General features: G+C 70.3%; 15 protein-coding genes. 2 read left to right on the forward strand and 13 right to left on the reverse strand.

The window, feature by feature from the left end; translation table 11 throughout:
• Positions 1-6: 6 nt before the first annotated feature.
• From nadD to ACWD5F_RS13645, 3 genes are all read right to left on the reverse strand, one after another.
• Positions 7-645: a nicotinate-nucleotide adenylyltransferase gene (gene nadD, locus ACWD5F_RS13635; RefSeq protein WP_123999920.1), complete on the reverse strand. Its 639-nt coding sequence runs from the start codon at positions 643-645 to the stop codon at positions 7-9.
• Between the two features lie 45 nt (positions 646-690).
• Complete coding sequence (locus tag ACWD5F_RS13640) at positions 691-855, reverse strand: hypothetical protein (RefSeq protein ID WP_401720958.1); 165 nt, start codon at positions 853-855, stop codon at positions 691-693.
• 110 nt (positions 856-965) lie between these two features.
• Positions 966-1,127 carry a hypothetical protein gene (locus ACWD5F_RS13645; RefSeq protein ID WP_185146190.1) on the reverse strand — a complete coding sequence of 54 codons (162 nt, stop codon included), beginning with the start codon at positions 1,125-1,127 and terminating at the stop codon, positions 966-968.
• A 124-nt stretch (positions 1,128-1,251) separates the two neighbouring features.
• Between ACWD5F_RS13645 and ACWD5F_RS13650 the strand changes: the two genes are divergently transcribed.
• Positions 1,252-2,391, forward strand: coding sequence for a M48 family metallopeptidase (locus ACWD5F_RS13650; RefSeq protein WP_451253979.1), 1,140 nt, complete (start codon positions 1,252-1,254; stop codon positions 2,389-2,391).
• Between the two features lie 268 nt (positions 2,392-2,659).
• On the opposite strand, the gene ACWD5F_RS13655 is transcribed toward ACWD5F_RS13650, so the two are convergent.
• The 5 genes from ACWD5F_RS13655 to proB all read right to left on the reverse strand — a co-directional run bounded on the left by ACWD5F_RS13655 (position 2,660) and on the right by proB (position 7,535).
• The gene (locus ACWD5F_RS13655) at positions 2,660-3,730 is read right to left on the reverse strand and encodes an SCO2583 family membrane protein (protein ID WP_451253981.1); all 1,071 of its coding nucleotides are present in this window, start codon (positions 3,728-3,730) and stop codon (positions 2,660-2,662) included.
• A 100-nt stretch (positions 3,731-3,830) separates the two neighbouring features.
• Positions 3,831-4,409, reverse strand: a complete 579-nt coding sequence (locus ACWD5F_RS13660; RefSeq protein WP_451253982.1) for an SCO2584 family spore wall biosynthesis protein — start codon at positions 4,407-4,409, stop codon at positions 3,831-3,833.
• 96 nt (positions 4,410-4,505) lie between these two features.
• Entirely contained in the window at positions 4,506-5,792 is a 1,287-nt protein-coding gene (locus ACWD5F_RS13665) for a glutamate-5-semialdehyde dehydrogenase (RefSeq protein WP_401720968.1), read from the reverse strand.
• Positions 5,793-5,853: 61 nt separating this feature from the next.
• Positions 5,854-6,294, reverse strand: coding sequence for a hypothetical protein (locus ACWD5F_RS13670; protein WP_401720971.1), 441 nt, complete (start codon positions 6,292-6,294; stop codon positions 5,854-5,856).
• Between the two features lie 134 nt (positions 6,295-6,428).
• Complete coding sequence (gene proB, locus ACWD5F_RS13675; protein ID WP_451253985.1) at positions 6,429-7,535, reverse strand: glutamate 5-kinase; 1,107 nt, start codon at positions 7,533-7,535, stop codon at positions 6,429-6,431.
• 234 nt (positions 7,536-7,769) lie between these two features.
• Here proB and ACWD5F_RS13680 point away from each other — a divergent pair, with 234 nt between their 5' ends.
• Positions 7,770-9,179 carry a polysaccharide pyruvyl transferase family protein gene (locus tag ACWD5F_RS13680; protein ID WP_451253987.1) on the forward strand — a complete coding sequence of 470 codons (1,410 nt, stop codon included), beginning with the start codon at positions 7,770-7,772 and terminating at the stop codon, positions 9,177-9,179.
• A gap of 55 nt (positions 9,180-9,234) precedes the next feature.
• On the opposite strand, the gene ACWD5F_RS13685 is transcribed toward ACWD5F_RS13680, so the two are convergent.
• The 5 genes from ACWD5F_RS13685 to ACWD5F_RS13705 all read right to left on the reverse strand — a co-directional run bounded on the left by ACWD5F_RS13685 (position 9,235) and on the right by ACWD5F_RS13705 (position 17,422).
• A complete protein-coding gene (locus tag ACWD5F_RS13685) occupies positions 9,235-10,446 on the reverse strand; it encodes a glycosyltransferase family 2 protein (RefSeq protein WP_451253989.1) in 1,212 nt (403 codons plus the stop codon).
• A 149-nt stretch (positions 10,447-10,595) separates the two neighbouring features.
• Positions 10,596-12,680, reverse strand: coding sequence for a hypothetical protein (locus ACWD5F_RS13690; RefSeq protein WP_451253990.1), 2,085 nt, complete (start codon positions 12,678-12,680; stop codon positions 10,596-10,598).
• 167 nt (positions 12,681-12,847) lie between these two features.
• Positions 12,848-14,344, reverse strand: coding sequence for an SDR family NAD(P)-dependent oxidoreductase (locus ACWD5F_RS13695; protein ID WP_401720985.1), 1,497 nt, complete (start codon positions 14,342-14,344; stop codon positions 12,848-12,850).
• Between the two features lie 225 nt (positions 14,345-14,569).
• Positions 14,570-15,784, reverse strand: a complete 1,215-nt coding sequence (locus ACWD5F_RS13700; RefSeq protein ID WP_451253992.1) for a hypothetical protein — start codon at positions 15,782-15,784, stop codon at positions 14,570-14,572.
• Between the two features lie 87 nt (positions 15,785-15,871).
• A complete protein-coding gene (locus ACWD5F_RS13705) occupies positions 15,872-17,422 on the reverse strand; it encodes an alkaline phosphatase D family protein (RefSeq protein ID WP_451253994.1) in 1,551 nt (516 codons plus the stop codon).
• Positions 17,423-17,538: the final 116 nt, after the last annotated feature.

Consider the following 17,538-nt stretch of genomic DNA (forward strand, 5'->3'; position numbering starts at 1 on the left):
CTCGGCTCACTCGCCGCCGTACAGCTCGCGCTTGTCGATGTAGCGCACGACTCCGTCCGGCACCATGTACCAGATGGGGTCTCCCTTGGCGACTCTCGCACGGCAGTCCGTCGAGGAGATGGCGAGTGCGGGAACCTCCACGAGAGAGACACCACCCTCGGGGAGTCCGCGGTCGGTCAGTTGATGGCCGGGCCGGGTGCAACCGATGAAGTGCGCGAGGGAGAACAGCTCCTCCGAGTCCCGCCACGTGAGGATCTGGCCCAGGGCGTCGGCGCCGGTGATGAAGAAGAGGTCCGCGTCCGGGTTGAGCGCGCGCAGGTCGCGCAGGGTGTCCACGGTGTAGGTCGGACCACCGCGGTCGATGTCGATGCGGCTCACCGAGAACTGGGGGTTCTCCGCGGTCGCGATCACCGTCATCAGATAGCGGTCCTCGGCCGGCGAGACGTCGCGGTGCGTCTTCTGCCACGGCTGGCCGGTCGGGACGAACACCACTTGGTCCAGGGCGAACTGCGCGACGACCTCACTGGCCGCCACGAGGTGCCCGTGGTGGATCGGGTCGAACGTTCCGCCCATGACGCCGAGACGGCGCTTGCCGGGGGTCGACGGCGCGTTGCCGGGACCGGTAGGCATGTCCTGCTCTCCCATGCGTGCAGACCCTACCGGCCCGGCCTGAGAACCCCGTCCGGCCGCTCAGCGGTCACGGTTGAAGCGGGTGGTGATCCACAGCAGGAGCATCAGGAGGACGAAGGCGCCGCCGCCGGTCACGTAGGGGCTGAGGCTCTCGTGGTTGCCGCCGTGCTCCTCGCCCTCGGCTGCGAGGGTGGCCAACTGGGCTGCGGTGCTGTGGAAGCTCATCTTCGGCAGGACCAATCCGGTGTGGGCGGACAGAGATGTCGGGCCCATGGTAAGCGGGCGGCCGCGCGGCGATCACGCCGACTCCGCCGTCAGGGAACTTCGGACGGCTCTCAGTCGTCTTTCCGCTTGTAGCCACGCAGCAGGAACCACGCGGTCAGCACACAGCCCAGCATCATCACGATCAGTACGACCCGGAGCAGGTTCCCGGCGCCTTGCTGCTCGGCCGCGCTCGCGGCGTCGGTGAGCCAGGCGGCCGGGGGGTTGTGCGGCATGCGGGGACTCCTTCGGTGTAGTGCCCGTCCACCGTAACTCCGCCTAGGCTGGGACCGGCTTCGGGGGCGCAAAGGACCGCACAAGGGTCAGCAAAGGGCCACTCACAGGCAGCTGGGGGAAGACATGTCCGACGACAGCCACGAGCACAACGGACACGAGAACGTGCCGAGCAGGCAGCGCAGGCGTTTCCCGGGTATCTCCTCACGGGCGTACGAGCACCCGGCCGACCGCTCCGCCCTGGTGGCGCTGCGCAAGCTCAGCGGTTTCGACACGGTCTTCAAGGCACTCAGCGGGCTGCTGCCCGAGCGCAGCCTCAGGCTGCTGTTCCTGTCCGACTCCGTGCGGGTGTCGGACCAGCAGTTCGCCCACCTCAACGACATGCTGCGGGACGCGTGTTACATCCTGGACCTGGAGAAGGTCCCGCCGATGTACGTCAGCCAGGACCCGCAGCCCAACGCGATGTGCATCGGCCTGGACGAGCCGATCATCGTCGTCACCACCGGCCTGGTCGAGCTGCTCGACGAGGAGGAGATGCGGGCGGTCGTCGGCCACGAGGTGGGCCACGCGCTGTCCGGTCACTCGGTGTACCGCACGATCCTGCTGTTCCTGACCAACCTGGCGCTCCGGGTCGCCTGGATCCCGCTGGGCAACGTGGCGATCATGGCGATCGTGACGGCGCTGCGCGAGTGGTTCCGCAAGTCGGAGCTGTCGGCGGACCGGGCGGGCCTGCTGGTCGGCCAGGACGTGACGGCCTCGATGCGCGGCCTGATGAAGATCGCGGGCGGCAACCACCTGCACGAGATGAACGTGGACGCCTTCCTGAAGCAGGCCGAGGAGTACGAGGCCGGCGGCGACCTGCGCGACTCGGTGCTGAAGATCCTGAACGTGCTGCCGCGCACCCACCCCTTCACCACGGTCCGCGCGGCCGAGCTGAAGAAGTGGGCCGAGTCCCGCGACTTCCAGCGGCTGATGGACGGCCACTACCCGCGCCGCGACGAGGACAAGAACACCTCGGTCACCGACTCCTTCCGCGAGTCCGCCGCGAGCTACGCGACCAACGTGAAGACCTCCAAGGACCCGCTGATGAAGCTCGTCAGCGACATCGCCGGCGGCGCCGGCGACCTGGGCGGCCGGGTCCGCCGCGGCTTCGGCGGCTTCGGCTCCTCCGCCCCGAGCGGAAACGGCACCCCGGACGAGCCGTCCAACGGCACCCCGCCCACGGACGAGCCCCCGACGGACACCCCGCCGCGGAACGGCGACTGACCGGACGGCGCGGCACTCGGCCGAGCGGGCCCGGGAGTCCCGAGCCCGCTCGGCCTCGGCCCGAAGGTCCGGCCGGGAGGGCCTGGCGCGGGTCCGCCACGCCCGAACGCGCCGTCGCAAGCGACAGTCGTCGCGCGCCGGGCCGCCTGCCGACGAAGACGTCCGGGCCCAGCCCGTCCGCCGGACGACCGGCCCGGCGGAGCGTGCCCCGCCCCGCTTCGGCGGCTCCGCCACTCCTTGAGCCGCGCTCGACACTCTCGACCGCCCGCTACACCCTCGGCTGCGCGCTCGTCGCCAGCGTTCCGCACAGGGCCGTCGCGCTGCCCGTGGCGTAGGGGTTCGTGCCGGCCGGGCCGCCCGCCTTCGCCGTCTCGCCGGCCAGCAGGGGGTGGAGGTGGTTGGTGGAGTCGTCCGTGCAGGACAGGGGGCCCGCCTGGACGTAGGAGACGACCAGCTGGGCCTGGTGCAGGCGCAGGTCGTCGCGGTCGAAGCGGAACTGGAGCTCGCGCCGGACGGTGAAGAGCGAGGCCGGGGTCTTGGCGTCCGCGCCGGCCGGCCGCAACGCGTAGACGAAGGTGTGGTCGGCGGTGACCTCGAGGGTGGAGGAGTCCGTCTCGGCGGCCTGGAGCGTGCCCTGGACCCGGATCTTCCGGTCGGCGAGCTGCGCCTCGCGCGCGTCGAAGCGAACCAGCCATCCGGTGGGCGCGTGCCGCCCGTCCGCGGTCGGGTGCTCGAAACTCTGGTCGAACTGGTCGAGTTGGGCGCCGTCGAGGATGACCCGTACGGGCCGGACGTCCTGCCCGCTGATCACGTCGGGGTAGAGCGAGGACCGTACGAGATAGTCCTTGGCCGTGGTCAGCGCGGTGACGACCTGGCTGTCGGAGAAGTGCGCGGTGCGCCGCGAGGCGGGCAGCGGTATGCCCTCGGCACCGACCAGGTACTGCGCGGCGGGGCTGTGCGCGTACAGCGACTCGGGATCGGCCGCCCCGGGCACCTCGGTCTGCGGGGCGAGCGGGATGACGGTCATCCGCAGGGGCTCGACGGGCTGCGCGGTCGCGGGTGACTGGTAGGGATGCCGTACGCCCATGTAGATCGCGGTGCCGAAGGCCACCGCGATCAGCAGGACCAGGACCAGCGCCTGCCGGGACAGGCCCCGGCGCAGCGGCGGGCGGCGGCGGACGGCGGGCGCGTGGTCGGCGATGCGCTCCTGCGCGGAGAACTCCTGGAGCCGGGCAGCACGGACGAACGACTCGTCGAAGACGACGGATCGGTACTCGTCCTCGCCACCTCCGGGGCCGCCCTCGGGAGTCCCCTCAGGTGGGTTTCCAGGCCCGCCCATATCTTCAGGGTAGGTCTCAGGAGGCTCAGGTAAACGCCCTGATGTGCGACAACTTCTGACAGGTTCTCACCAGGACCGCACACCGGCGGCCGGGGGCCGCTCAGGGCGAGCGCGGGATGACCGAGACGGGTGGCTGGGAGTAGTCGGCGGACGCGGACGGCGGCGGTGCGCTGCCCTGCTCCAGACCGGTCGAGGCGGGCGCCGGCACCCGGTCGCGGCTGCCGCCCGAGGAGGCACCCCGGTAGACCGCCGAGAAAGCCAGCGCGACCATGCCGATGCCCATCACGAGGGCGAGCATCCAGGCGACGGGACGGTGCCAGCGGACCTGTTTGCCGTACGTCCCCGGGGCGCCGTAGCGACGCTCCCAGCCCTGTGGGTCGTCGGTGTCGTCCAGGTCGTCGAGCTCGGGATCTTGGCCGAAACCGGTGCGGCCGTAGCCGTCCTCGTAGCGCTCGCCCGTGCCGTGCGTCCGGCGGGCTTCCGCCTCGGAGGCCTCTGCTCTCGCCTGGGCGGCGGCCAGCAGGCGTTCGACGGCGGTCGGCTCGTGCACCACGGCCGCCCGGACGAAGGCCTCGTCGAAGACCACGGATGCGAACTCTTCGTCCGACATTCCGCGGTCGTGGTCGTCGTCGGGCTCCCAGCCGTCAGGGAACGGCGTGCCCCCCACGTCCTCCGGCACCTCTCCAGAGTAGACCTGGGGGGTCAATTTGGGCAGACGGTATGGAAATTCATCCGCCTGCTGAGACGCCCGGTCGGCGGGCGGCCGATGGCCGGCTCAGCGCCGGATGTGGCCGTCGCCGGTGACGATGTACTTGGTGCTGGTCAGCTCCGGCAGGCCCATGGGGCCCCGGGCGTGCAGCTTCTGGGTGGAGATGCCGATCTCCGCGCCGAAGCCGAACTGGCCGCCGTCGGTGAAGCGCGTGGAGGCGTTCACGGCGACCGTGGTGGAGTCGACCAACTGGGTGAAGCGGCGGGCGGCCTGCTGGGAGGTGGTGACGATCGCCTCGGTGTGCCCGGAGCTCCACAGCCGGATGTGCTCGACGGCCTTGTCCAGGGAGTCCACCACGGCGGCGGCGATGTCGTAGGAGAGGTACTCGGTGTCCCAGTCCTCCAGGGTGGCCTCGACGACGGTCGCCTCGGAGTCCTTCGCGTACGCCAGCACCCGCGGGTCGGCGTGCACGGTCACTCCGGCCTCGGCGAGCGCGTCCAGGGCGCGCGGCAGGAACTCGGCGGCGATGTCCTGGTGGACCAGGAGGGTCTCGGCGGCGTTGCAGACGCTGGGCCGCTGGGCCTTGGAGTTGATCAGGATGTCGACGGCCATGTCGAGGTCGGCGTGGGCGTCGACGTAGACGTGGCAGTTGCCGACGCCGGTCTCGATCACGGGGACCGTGGACTCGGTGACGACGGTCTGGATCAGGGAGGCGCCGCCGCGCGGGATGAGGACGTCGACCAGGCCGCGGGCGCGCATCAGCTCGCGCACGCTCTCGCGGCTCTCGCCGGGCACCAGCTGCACGGCGTCGGCGGGCAGGCCGGCGCCGCCCACGGCGTCCCGCAGGACCCGTACGAGGGCGGTGTTCGACTCGTAGGCGGAGGCGGAGCCGCGCAGCAGGACCGCGTTGCCGGACTTCAGGCAGAGGGCGGCGGCGTCGACCGTCACGTTCGGGCGGGCCTCGTAGATGATGCCGACGACGCCGAGCGGGACGCGGACCTGGCGCAGGTCGATGCCGTTCGGGAGGGTCGAGCCGCGGACGACCTCGCCGACCGGGTCGGGCAGCGCGACGACGTCCCGGACGTCGGAGGCGATGGCGCGCACCCGCTCCGGGGTGAGGGTGAGCCGGTCGATGACCGTCTCGCTGGTGCCGGCCGCGCGGGCCTTGGCGATGTCCTTGGCGTTGGCCTCGACGATCTCGCTCGTGCGGACCTCCAGCGCGTCCGCGACGGCGAGCAGCGCGTCGTCCTTGTCCGCGCGCGGCAGCGGGGCGAGGTCGGCGGCGGCGGACTTGGCGCGGTAGGCGGCCCGGGTGACCGGGGACATGGAGTCGTACGGCGAAAGCGTGGTCATGCCCGCAGCGTAATGCTCCGGACGGGTGCGTCCAGCGCGTATCCCATACCCCGAGACGGGCTCAAAAGGGGTGAACCCCCACCGGGCTGGCGGGTGGTGGGCCGTATCCCTCGGCGAGGCGCTGGTGGTAGGTCTGGCGGTCGATGACCTCCAGGCCGACGATCTCCCAGGGCGGCAGCTTGGCGGTCTGGCGGTGCTCGCCCCACAGGCGCAGCGCGACGGCGGCCGCGTCGTGCAGGTCGCGGGCCTCCTCCCAGTAGCGGATCTCCGCGTGGTCGTTGGCGTAGCGGCTGGTCAGCAGGAAGGGGTGGTCGTGCGCGAGCTGCTCCAGGCCCCGGCGGACCTCGGTGAGCGGGGTCTCGTCGCCGGAGACGCTGAGGGTGATGTGCCACAGGCGGGGCAGGTCCGCCGGCTCCGTGTACCGCTCGCCGGCCGCGACGCTGGTCAGGGCCCGCTCCTCGCCGGTCGCGCGGGAGGCGGCCCCGGGGCGCACTCGTCTCACGACGGCCTCCTTCACCAAAGGTCGAGCGGTGCTCGCGCGGATTGTGTCCCTGGGACAAAGTTGAGCAGGCCGGGGGCCGCCGCGTGGCACTTTTGCGGAACGTCCACCACCGGGGGACGGACGTTTCGGCCCAATTACGGGTGCAGGACGACGAGGTCGTCCCTGTGTACGACCTCACGCTCGTACGCGGCGCCCAGCTCGCGCGCGAGCTCCCGCGTCGAACGTCCGATCAGCTGGGGGATCTCCTTGGCGTCGAAGTTGACGAGCCCCCGGGCGACCGCGCGCCCGGTGGAGTCGCGCAGCTCGACCGGGTCCCCGGCGCTGAACTCGCCCTCGACGGAGGCGATCCCGGCCGGCAGCAGCGAGGTGCGCCGCTCCACGACGGCCCGGACCGCGCCGTCGTCCAGGGTGATCGAGCCCTGTGGGGTGGAGGCGTGCTGGAGCCACAGCAGGCGGTCGGCGGAGCGCTTGCCGGTGGCGTGGAAGTAGGTGCCGGTGTCGCCGCCGGACAGCGCCTCGGCCGCGTGCACCGCGCTGGTCAGCACCACGGGGATGCCGGCGGCGGCGGCGATCCGGGCCGCCTCGACCTTGGTGACCATGCCGCCGGTGCCGACGCCTGCCTTGCCGGAGCTGCCGATCTCGACGTGCGCGAGGTCCTCGGGCCGGCGGACCTCCGCTATCCGCGAGGTGCCGGGCCTGCTCGGGTCGCCGTCGTAGACGCCGTCGACGTCGGAGAGCAGGACCAGGAGGTCGGCGTGGACGAGGTGGGCGACGAGGGCGGCGAGGCGGTCGTTGTCGCCGAAGCGGATCTCGTCGGTGGCGACGGTGTCGTTCTCGTTGACGACGGGCAGCGCGCCCATGGCGAGCAGCTTGTCGAGGGTGCGGGAGGCGTTGCGGTGGTGGGCGCGGCGGCTCATGTCGTCGCTGGTGAGCAGGACCTGTCCGACGCGGACGCCGTAGCGGGCGAAGGAGGCGGTGTAGCGGGCGACCAGGAGGCCCTGGCCGACGCTGGCGGCGGCCTGCTGGCGGGCCAGGTCCCGGGGGCGGCGGCGCAGGCCCAGCGGGGCGAGTCCGGCGGCGATGGCCCCGGAGGAGACGAGGACGACCTCCCGCTCCCCGCCGCCGCGGCTCTTGGCGAGGACGTCGACGAGCGCGTCCACCCGGTCGGCGTCCAGACCGCCGGCCGCGGTGGTCAGCGACGAGGAGCCCACCTTGACGACGATCCTGCGGGCTTGCGCCACGGCCTGCCTTGCCCCTGCCACCTTGCTCTTCCGTCCCCTCGCCTGCTCGGGCTGCACCGCCCGGCAATCTACGCGAACGGGGCTTCCCGGCGCGCGGGCATTCCAGTCCCCGGACATCATCGCGTAACGGCATCCTCACGCCCCGCGTACGGCAAAAAGGTTGCACCGGTTGCTTATAGAAATTAAAGGCAACACAAACATAAGTTGAACTCTGTGCCCCCTACAGTTCGCCGCGTGAAGCGCATACTCCTCAGGTCGGGCAAGAGCCCGTACGACGTCGTGCCGGTCGAACAGGCCCTCCACCAAGACGTCTTCGCCACAAACTCGGGCAACCTGATCTTCAGCGACGCCTCCCACAAGATCCTGCAGACGCCGGACACCGAGGTCGTCTCGAACGGGATCAGGACCGACATCGCGGCGGCCGACCGTATCAACGAGGAGTACGACGCCTTCGTCGTGCCCCTCGCCAACGCGTTCCGGCCCTCCTTCGAGCCCCAGCTTCAGCGGCTGACCCGGCTGATATCCCGGCTGAAGATCCCGGTCGTGGTGCTGGGCATAGGCGCGCAGGCGGGCCTGAACTACAACGCGGCGCGGCTGAAGCCCATGGAGGAGTCGGTACGCGCCTTCGTCTCCGCCGTCCTCGACCGCAGCGCCTCGATCGGGGTGCGCGGCGAGTTCACCGAGAAGTACCTGCGCGACCTGGGCTTCCAGGACGTCGAACTGATCGGCTGCCCCTCTCTGTTCATGTACGGCAAGGAACTGACCGTGCAGAAGGGCGCGGCGGAGCTCACCACCGAGTCCCGGATCGCCGTCAACGGCTCGCACAGCGCGGTGCAGAAGCAGGGCCTGGACCAGGTCATCACCCGCGCCCACGCCCGCTATCCGCACCTGACCTTCATCGGCCAGAACCTCAGCGACGCGCAGCAGCTGCACTGGCGGGACCTGTCCCACCCGAACGCGGCGGTGACCGCGATGCCCACCCACCCGGACCACCCGATGTACCGGGAGGGCAAGGCCCGCGTCTACATCGACCCGATCACCTGGATCGACGACCTGCGCGGCTACGACTTCTCCTTCGGCTCCCGCATCCACGGCAACATCGCGGCGCTGCTCGCGGGGACGCCCGCCACGGTGCTGTGCAGCGACTCGCGGACGCTGGAGCTGTGCCGCTACTTCGAGATCCCGCACCGCCGGATCGACAAGCTGCGCGAGCACCCCGAGGCCGCGGACCCGGCCGCGCTGTACGCGGAGGCCGACTTCAGCGGCCTGGTCGGCAACCACCAGGAGCGCTTCGAACGGTTCACCGGGTTCCTGGACCGCAACGGCCTGGAGAACACCTTCGCGCACGGCGACGGCGGCGCCGCCCACGACGCCCGCATGAAGGAGCTGTCCTTCCCGGCCGGCGTCCGCCCCTGGAACGACGCGGACATCTCCTCGCTGACCTCCCGGTTCGGCTGGCTGCAGAGCCGTATCGCCGAACTGTCGCTGGACAACGCCCAGTTGAGACGGGAGCTGGCCCGAGGTGCGGCCAAGGCGGCCAAGCCGGCGGCGGCGGCGAAGGCGGTCGCGACACCGTCCGTCTACCGCCGGGCCCGCCGGGTGGTGGCCCGCCCGATCCGCCGGGCACTTCAGTCGGGCAAGTAGAGACACCAGCAGCGATACGGCCGTACAGCCCCTGGCTGTACGGCCGTTGCCGTCGTCATGCGGCCGAGGCCGTGCGGCCCGGGGTCGCGAGCACCTTGCGGGCCTTCTTGGCCGCCCGTTTCAGCACCGAGCCGACGGAGTGCTCGCGGTAGCCGGGGAAGCCGCGGGCCTCGCGCGGGGCGGCGAGGTATATCCAGTCGGGTATGCCGATCGCCGTGTCACGGAAGTACGGGTAGCCGAAGTAGAGGTGGTGGCCCTTGCGCTCCAGGAGCCTGGCGGCCTCCTGCTTGTCCTGTACGAACTCTATGACGGGCAGCAGGAGTTCGGGCCGCCGCTCGGCCACCAGGTGCAGCCTGAGGCGCTCCTCGACCCGGAGCCGGGCGGCGATGCCCTCGCTCCAGTACTCCTCCATCAGCGGCTTCGCCAGCTCGAACTTGTGCCGCCTGACCTTCTCGCTGTTCCTCAGGTACTTGACGCCGAACTGCGGCAGCAGCGTCACCAGGAAGGGCCTCACCAACAGCGCGTCCCGCCGCTCCCCCGGGGGCACGTACTCGGCGATCAGGCGCATCAGGGCGCGCGCGGAGTCGAAGCGCAGGATGTAACTCCCGGTCTTCGTCACGTGCTTGCCGTCGTCGCGGCCCACCAGGTAGTAGCAGGTGTAGTCGGCGATCACGGAGACGCCGTCGGCGCGCAGGTACGCCTCCATGGTGAACAGCGCGTCCTCGCCGGTCCACAGCGACTCGTCGAAGCGCATGCCGTGCCGCTCCAGGAACTCCCGGCGGAACAGCTTCTGCGCGCTCAGCGTGAACTTGATGTTGGAGGAGAAGACGTCGGTGCGGTCGAAGGACCGGTCCCACATCGTCGTCGGCGGCTTGCGGTTGACGCCCTCGACCCGGCCCAGGACCACGTCCGTGCGGTTGCGGTCGGCCGCCGCGACCATCCGCTCCAGCGCCTCGGTGCCGAGCCGGTCGTCGGCGTCGAGGAAGAAGACGTAGCGCCCGGCCGCCTTGCCGAGGCCCACGTTGCGCGGGCCGCTGGGGCCGCCCGAGTTGTCCTGCCGGATCACGGTGACCGGCATCGGCGCCCGGGCCGCGAAGGCCTCCAGGCACTCCCCCGTGCCGTCCGTGGAACCGTCGTCGACCGCGATGACCTCGATGCGCGCCGGGTCGATGGTCTGCGCCTCGACGGAGGCCAGGCACTCGAGCAGGTACGGCATCGCTTCGTACGCCCCGATGATCACGCTCACATCAGGCTGCGCCACGGTCACGTCTCCCCTTGGTCACGGGCTGTTTCCCCCTGGTCGATCCGCTCGACACCTGCAAGACGGACGACCGGCCGGGACGGTTGCCTGGAGATACGTAAAAGAGCCCGGTTTTCGACGGTCACTCCGCGAAAACCGGGCCCTTCTCACCTTTTTCACACGGTCGGCGGCTGTGGCGTCGACAACGCGTCGGAGAGCTCGTCCGCGCCGGGGACACCGGCCGCGTTGCGGGACTCCTGGCCGAGGTTGCGGGTGCCGGCCTTGCGGGCCAGGTCCGCCACCGCGGTGTTGAACTGCTCGATGGAGGTCGGCTCGTCCGGGCCGAGCAGGTACTGCTTGAGCTCCTTGCGGTCCGCCGCCAGCTTGTCGGCGGCCGGGTCGCGGACGGCGGCCAGCAGCTCGCCCAGCTCCGTGGCCTTGTTGGAGAGGATCACGGCCGCGCGCACCGCGGTGTTCTGCCGCTTGAACTCCTCCACGCCCAGCCCGGCGGAGTCCGCGACCGCGTACGGCTTGCCGCTCGCGATGAAGTCGGAGACCACGCTGGAGATGTCGGAGACCATCGCGTCGGACACGTTGAAGCAGTCGTACAGGCGCGGCTCGGCGCCCGTGACGACCCGGTGCTCGAAGCTGCCGAAGGAGCGCCAGTAGGCGTCGTTCCACTCGGCGCGCAGCCGGGCGACCTCCGCGTGCCGCTCGACGTCGACCACGCCGTCGCGGGTGGCCTCGGCCTCGTCGCCCTTCTCACCGACGGTGCCGGACAGTTCGGCGATCCGGGCCTCGATGCGGACCAGGTCGGCCTTGGCCGTGTCCTGCTCGGCCGCGTCGGCGGTGAAGCGGGAGTCGGTGGTGCGCTCCAGGGCGGCCTTCTCGACCAGGGCCGTGATGCGCCGGTGCGCGGCGCCGGCCGCGGCGGAGACGGTGCCGGTGAAGGGGTGCGGCTTGTACAGGACGCGGACCGGCGGGTCGGCCTTGATCAGCTTCTTGACGATGTTCTCGCCGGCCAGCACGAGGGAGGTGTTGCCGGGGTCGCCGTCCCAGCCCTCCCAGGTGGGCGCGTACAGGATCGTGGGGATACGACCGTCCACGGCACCCTGCCGGGTCTCGATCGGCGCCAGCTGCGGGCGGCCGACCTCGACGATGTCCTCGTCGCGGACGCCGACGTCGGCGATGGCGTAGCGGTCGCGGCCGGCCCGGCCCGCGGTCCACACCTCGTCGTAGACCTTGCTGAACGGGTTGACGCTGGCCAGCTTGTCGCTGTCGCCGTGGCCGATGAAGACGTGCTTCATGGTGGGCACGCGCAGCAGGTGGATGTTCTTGCCGACGTTCGCCGCGTACAGGGCGACGCGCACGGTGTTCAGGTCCATGTTCATCAGGTGCACACCGCCGGGCACGCAGATGACGGGGACGGTGGTGGGCGCGAGGGTCTGCAGTATGACCCGCTCGCGCAGGATGATCAGCGGCTTGGAGTCCAGCTCCTCCATCGTCTCCAGCCACATGTTGACCTGGTACGTGGAGTCCTTGGAGCCGGAGAAGTACAGCACCGTGTCGGGCCGGTAGTCGCGCAGCCACTCGTCGACGGCGGCCAGCACCTTGTCCGCGTTCGGCGGGATCTTGCTGCCGCGGACGTACGGGACCAGCGCCAGGACGTAGAGGGAGCCCAGGAGCAGGGTGATGCCGATGCCGACGAAGCCGGCGACGGAGTTGTCCACGGCGCAGGAGACCAGGATGCCGATGACGGCGAAGAGGTCGAGGTGGAGCATCTTCTCGGCCGAGCGGTTCAGCAGGCCGGGCGGCGGGGCGTCCGGGATGCGGATGCGCGACTCGAGGTCGACGTTGCGGGTGGCGACCGGCATCCGGCGGCGGTTGCGGATCAGCGTGACCAGCGCGCCGTGCGGGGCCTGGAGGCCGTAGAACGCGATGAAGCACGCTATGGCGCCGTAGTAGATCAGGTTGTCCGCGAGGTCCATGCGGGCCAGCAGCAGGATCAGCAGGAGCTGCCTGATCAGGAAGCGGATCGACAGGCCGGCGCGGACCTTGCTGAGCCGGTTGACGAGGTAGCTGCCCTTGCGGTGCAGATAGTGGTCCGCCAGATACGTCACGGCGGCGGCGGCCGCGAAGGCGTACACGTTCGGGACGAGCGCGGCCAGCATGAGGGCCGGGTAGCCCAGCATCATCAGGGCCGCCGCGGCCAGCTCGGCCGCGCTGCCGACGCGGGCGACGCGAATAGCGGTGGATATCACTGAGAACCTGCTCTGCGAGGGAGTGCCGTTTGGTCTGGGGGTGCGCAGGGTTTGTGGTTATTCGGTAGTAATTCGCCGGAGGTACGGATTCAGGCCTCTGCGAACACTCGGTTAACGAGCGATCGCAGAGGCCTGAATTACCGACGAAGAAGAATTGGCGCCAATTATTACACGCCGTCCTGGCGGTCGAGCACCGAGGCCAGCGCCGCCTCGAAGCCGGAGGCCTGCGCGGCGCCCGCCGTCGGGTCCTGCTGGCGGACGTCGATGACGTGCCCGGTCAGCTCGGACAGCAGCACGTCGAGCGAGGTGCGCGCGACGGCCTCGGAGGACAGCAGGCTGCCCGTCGGCTCCTGTCCGAAGGCCTTGGTGCGCATGGGCGTCGCGGTGCGCTCGGGGTTGACGCAGTTGACCCGGATGGAGTCGCCGGCCCACTCGTCGGACAGGGCCTGGGTGAGGTTCACCATGGCGGCCTTGGTCGAGGAGTAGAGGCTGTACTCGGCGCGGCCCCGGGTGTAGCTGCTGGAGGTGTACAGCAGCAGCTGGCCCTTGGTCTCGGCCAGGTACTTGTACGCCGAACGAGCGATCTGCACGGGAGCCAGGTAGTTGACCTTGAGCGCTTCCTCGATGGTCGCGTTGTCGGTCTCGGCCAGCTTGCCGATGCGCAGCACGCCCGCGGTGTTCACGACGTAGTCGATCCGGCCGGTCTCCGCGTACGCCTTGGACAGCGCGTCGTCGACCTCCTCCGGGTTCTCCACGTGGGTGCCGGTGGTGGAGCGGCCCAGCGCGTAGACCTTGGAGCCGTAGGACTCGGCGAGCGCGGCGATGTCCTTGCCGATGCCGTAGGAGCCGCCGAAGATGACGACCGTCTTGCCGGTGAGCAGCTCGCGGTAGGTCGCCTCGTCCATCTGCTCGGGCGTGGCGGTGGAGGCGAGCTGGAAGAGCTTGTCGGCGATGAAGACGTCGACGGGCTGGGTGACCTTCATGTTGTACTCGTCGCCCGCGACGACGTGGATCGGCACGTCCGGCAGGTACTTGAGCACGACCGAACAGTCGTCCGTGGCCTGGAAGTTGGGGTCACCGGCGGCGACCTCGTAGGCGCGCTTGATCGTGGCCAGCTTGAAGGCCTGCGGGGTCTGACCGCGGCGCAGCCGGGCGCGGTCGGGGATCTCGGTGATGAACTCGCCGTCGTCGCCGTGCGTGCGGGTCACGATGATCGTGTCCGCGGACGGGATGGCGACGTCGACGGCCTGGAAGCGCTCCAGGGCGACCACGCAGTCGTCGATGACGCGCCGCGACAGCAGGGGGCGCACGGCGTCGTGGAAGAGGACGTTCAGGTCCTCGCCCTCGGCCAGGCCCTCGCCGAGGGCCGCGATGGCGCGCTCGGTGGTCTCGTTCCGCGTGGAGCCGCCCTCGATGATCTTCTTGACCTTGGTGAATCCGGCCTTGGCGACGATCTTCTCGATGTCGGGCACGTATCCCGGCGCCATCAGCACGATGATGTCGTCGATCGAGTCGGCCCTCTCGAAGGTGGTGAGGGTGTGCTCGATGACTGCCTTGCCGGCGATCTTCAGCAGCTGCTTGGGGATCGACAGACCCACGCGCTGGCCGGTGCCACCCGCCAGGATCACTGCGGTGGTACGGGGCTTGGCTATGTGCTGGGACACAGAGGACCTACCTTGGGCGATTGGGAACGGGGAAATGGTCCCACTTGCGGTAACCGCAGTGCAAGGCGAGCGCCGTTCGCTGCATATGTGCCCGCTACCTGGCATTCACCTTGCACTGCTGGTGACGCGGGAAGCGTTGTCCGGGTTCCCGCGTTATCGCTGTGAGTAACTCCACAGGAGCCGGAAATCCACACAGTGTGACGCCTGTGGTGACGGCCGCGCGGCTCAGTGACGCCGCAGCTTGTTCAGGCAGCGGTGCCCGAGCACCTTCACCAGCTCCTTGGAAGAGGTCTGGTGAACCGTGCGCGCCTTCGCCGGGGTGGTGTGTCTGACCGGCACCTCGGCGGCCGCGGCGAGCACGCCGTAGAGCGCCTGGGCGGCCACCTCGGGAGCGATCCGCGGCTCGGCCGGCGGCTCCCAGGCGGGCGGTTTCGGCCGGGCCGAGAGAACGTCCGGATCACCGATCACGCGGACGCCCAGCGCGCCGATCCGGCCGGCCATCTCGGCGCCGATCCCGGCGGCCGCGTCGAGGGCCCAGCCCGGGGTGGCGATCTTCACGTCCTCCGGCGAGGGGCTGCACGAGTTCTTCATATGCATGACGGCGCCGTTGCGCACGAGCTTGGAATACAGCTCGTCGGGAAGTCCATTGCCGCGGAATTCCATATTAAGATTCCGCAGCATTTCGGTCTCGGCGAGGGTGAGGGAACGGTTCGCCGCGTCCGGAACCGGCCGCAGCAGCCCCGCGGGCAGTCCGAGCAGCGCCTCGAAGGTCCGCATCAGCCCGTCCCGGTCCGCGTCGTCCACCACGACGACGGTGACCCGCTCGGGCCCGACCACCCCGGCCCACCGCTCCACCAGCCGGTCGTGCCGGTGCCGACGCCAGAAACTGGGGTTGGGCTTCTCGTACGGGGCCTTGCGGAGCATGTGCTCCAGCCAGTTCTCGTAACCCATGCGCAGCCCGTTCTGCACGTACTGCTGCCACTGCGAGGGCATGATCCGGGCCAGCGGGCGCAGGGTGACCAGGATGTGCACGCGGTCCCCGCCGAGCTGCTCCACGATCCGGCGTACGGTCGCCTCGTCCTCGGCGTCGGCGAAGAACTCGCTGCTCACCACCGAGGTGCTCCCCTTGGTGGCCGCCACCTGATCCAGCAGCCGCGTCCAGTGCCTGTCGGTCGGCGCGGTGTCGCCCATCATCGCCGGCCGGGCACAGGCGGCCAGCGCCGCCTCCATCGGATGCCTGGTGCTCGCCGGGAACACGATCCCGTACTCGGGGAGTCGCTCCTTCACGGCGAACAACGCGCCCTGGATCGAGGTGGTCCCCGTCTTGTGCGGACCTATGTGCAGCAGCCGGGTGCCGGCGGGCAGCGGGGCGGGCTGTGGGGCGAGGCCTGCGCGACTGCCGTTCACCCTGTCGTCATCACTCGTACAGTCGATCTCCATGGTTAACGGAGGGTAAGAGGAGTACCTGAGATTGGCCTGAGAGACGCCTGGGACGCCGATGAGCCCCGGGCTTCCCTCGTACGGAGGTCACACCGGCTCGACCCCCGGCCGTCCCGCCTCCACCCGCAGCCGGCCCAGCGTGCTCGGCGTCGCCCGCGGGCTCAGGACCGTGTCGACCACTCTCACCTGCGCGTCGATGCCGTCGTGCCGGATGTCGAAGAGGTGGTAGCCGCGGTGGGCGTCGATCAGCTTCCAGTGCGGGTTGTCCGGCATGCGCGGGTCCCACTCGGTGTGGAAGGCGGCCTGGTTCTGGTCGCCGTTGCTGGAGATGGACGTGCCCACGAACTCGGCGCCCACGACGGCGGACCGCGGATCGGCGAAGTCCTTCTTGAGGTCGCTGATCATCGTCAGATGGCGGTCGCCGGTGAGCACGACGGGGTTGCGGATCTGCGCGAACTCCCGCATCAGCGCGTTGCGTTCGGTCTGGTAGCCGTCCCAGGCGTCGTAGTACCAGAGCTTGCCTTCGCCGACCTGGAGGTCGGTCTCGGCCATCATGATCTGCGAGGCGATGAGGTTCCAGCGCGCGGGCGAACCGTGCAGCCCGTCGAGCAGCCACTTCTTCTGCTTCGCGCCCAGCATGGTCGACGAGGGGTTCTGGGCGCCGGCCTGGCTGGTGGCCTGGTCGCTGCGGAACTGGCGGGTGTCGAGGACGTTCAGCCGGGCCAACTGCCCGAATTCCAGGCGCCGGTACATCTGGATGTGCGGCCCGCTCGGTACGGCGCTCGCGCGCACCGGCATGTGCTCGTAGTAGGCCTGGTAGGCCGCGGTGAGGCGGGCCACGAAGGCGTCGTGGGTCTGTTTGCCGGGGTCCTGCGGGATCTCGCCGGCGAAGTCGTTGTCGACCTCGTGGTCGTCGAAGGTGACCACCCAGGGGGCGTTCGCGTGCATCGCGGCGAGATCGGGGTCGCTGCGGTACTGCGCGTACCGGTTGCGGTACTCGACCAGGGTGTACGGCTCCCCCGTGCCCTCGTGCCGGCGCGGTCCCGTCGAGGCCGGCACCGACTCGTAGATGTAGTCGCCGACGAAGAGCACGACGTCGGGATCCTGGGCGAGCATGTCGGCGTACGGCGTGAAGTAGCCGTTCTGCCAGTTCTGGCAGGAGGCGAGGGTGACCCGCAGCGAGCCGCCGGTGCTGTTCGGCGCGGGGGCGGTGCGGGTGCGGCCGGTGCGCGAGAGCCGGCCGCCCGCCCGGAAGCGGTACCAGTACACGCGGCCCGGGCGCAGTCCGCGTACATCCACGTGGACGCTGTGCCCGTACTCGGGCCGGGCCAGGGCGACGCCCCGGCGCACCGGCTTGCCGAGCCACTTGCTCTCCGAGATCTCCCACTCCACCTGGACCACGCGGTCCGGCATTCCGCCGCCGTGCAGCGGGTCCGGGGCGAGCCGGGTCCACAGCACGACCCCGTCCGGCAGCGGGTCCCCTGAGGCCACCCCGAGGCTGAACACCCCGTCGGGCAGGGCGGCTTCGGCCGCCCGGGCGGTACCGGGCAGCCAGAGCTGGGCGGAGGCGGCGGCGCCGAGAACGGCGGCCCCCGTGGTCAGAAATCGGCGCCGGTCAGGCGAGATTGCTCCGGTCACGGGTGAACTCCCTTGCCTAGCCGGCCTCTTGGACACCTAGAGGCTCACGCAGGCGGGCGGTCCACCCGTTGAACAGAGGCACTCGTGCACATGACAACCAGGCAGACAGTCGGCAC

Source organism: Streptomyces sp. NPDC002499 (assembly GCF_053595415.1).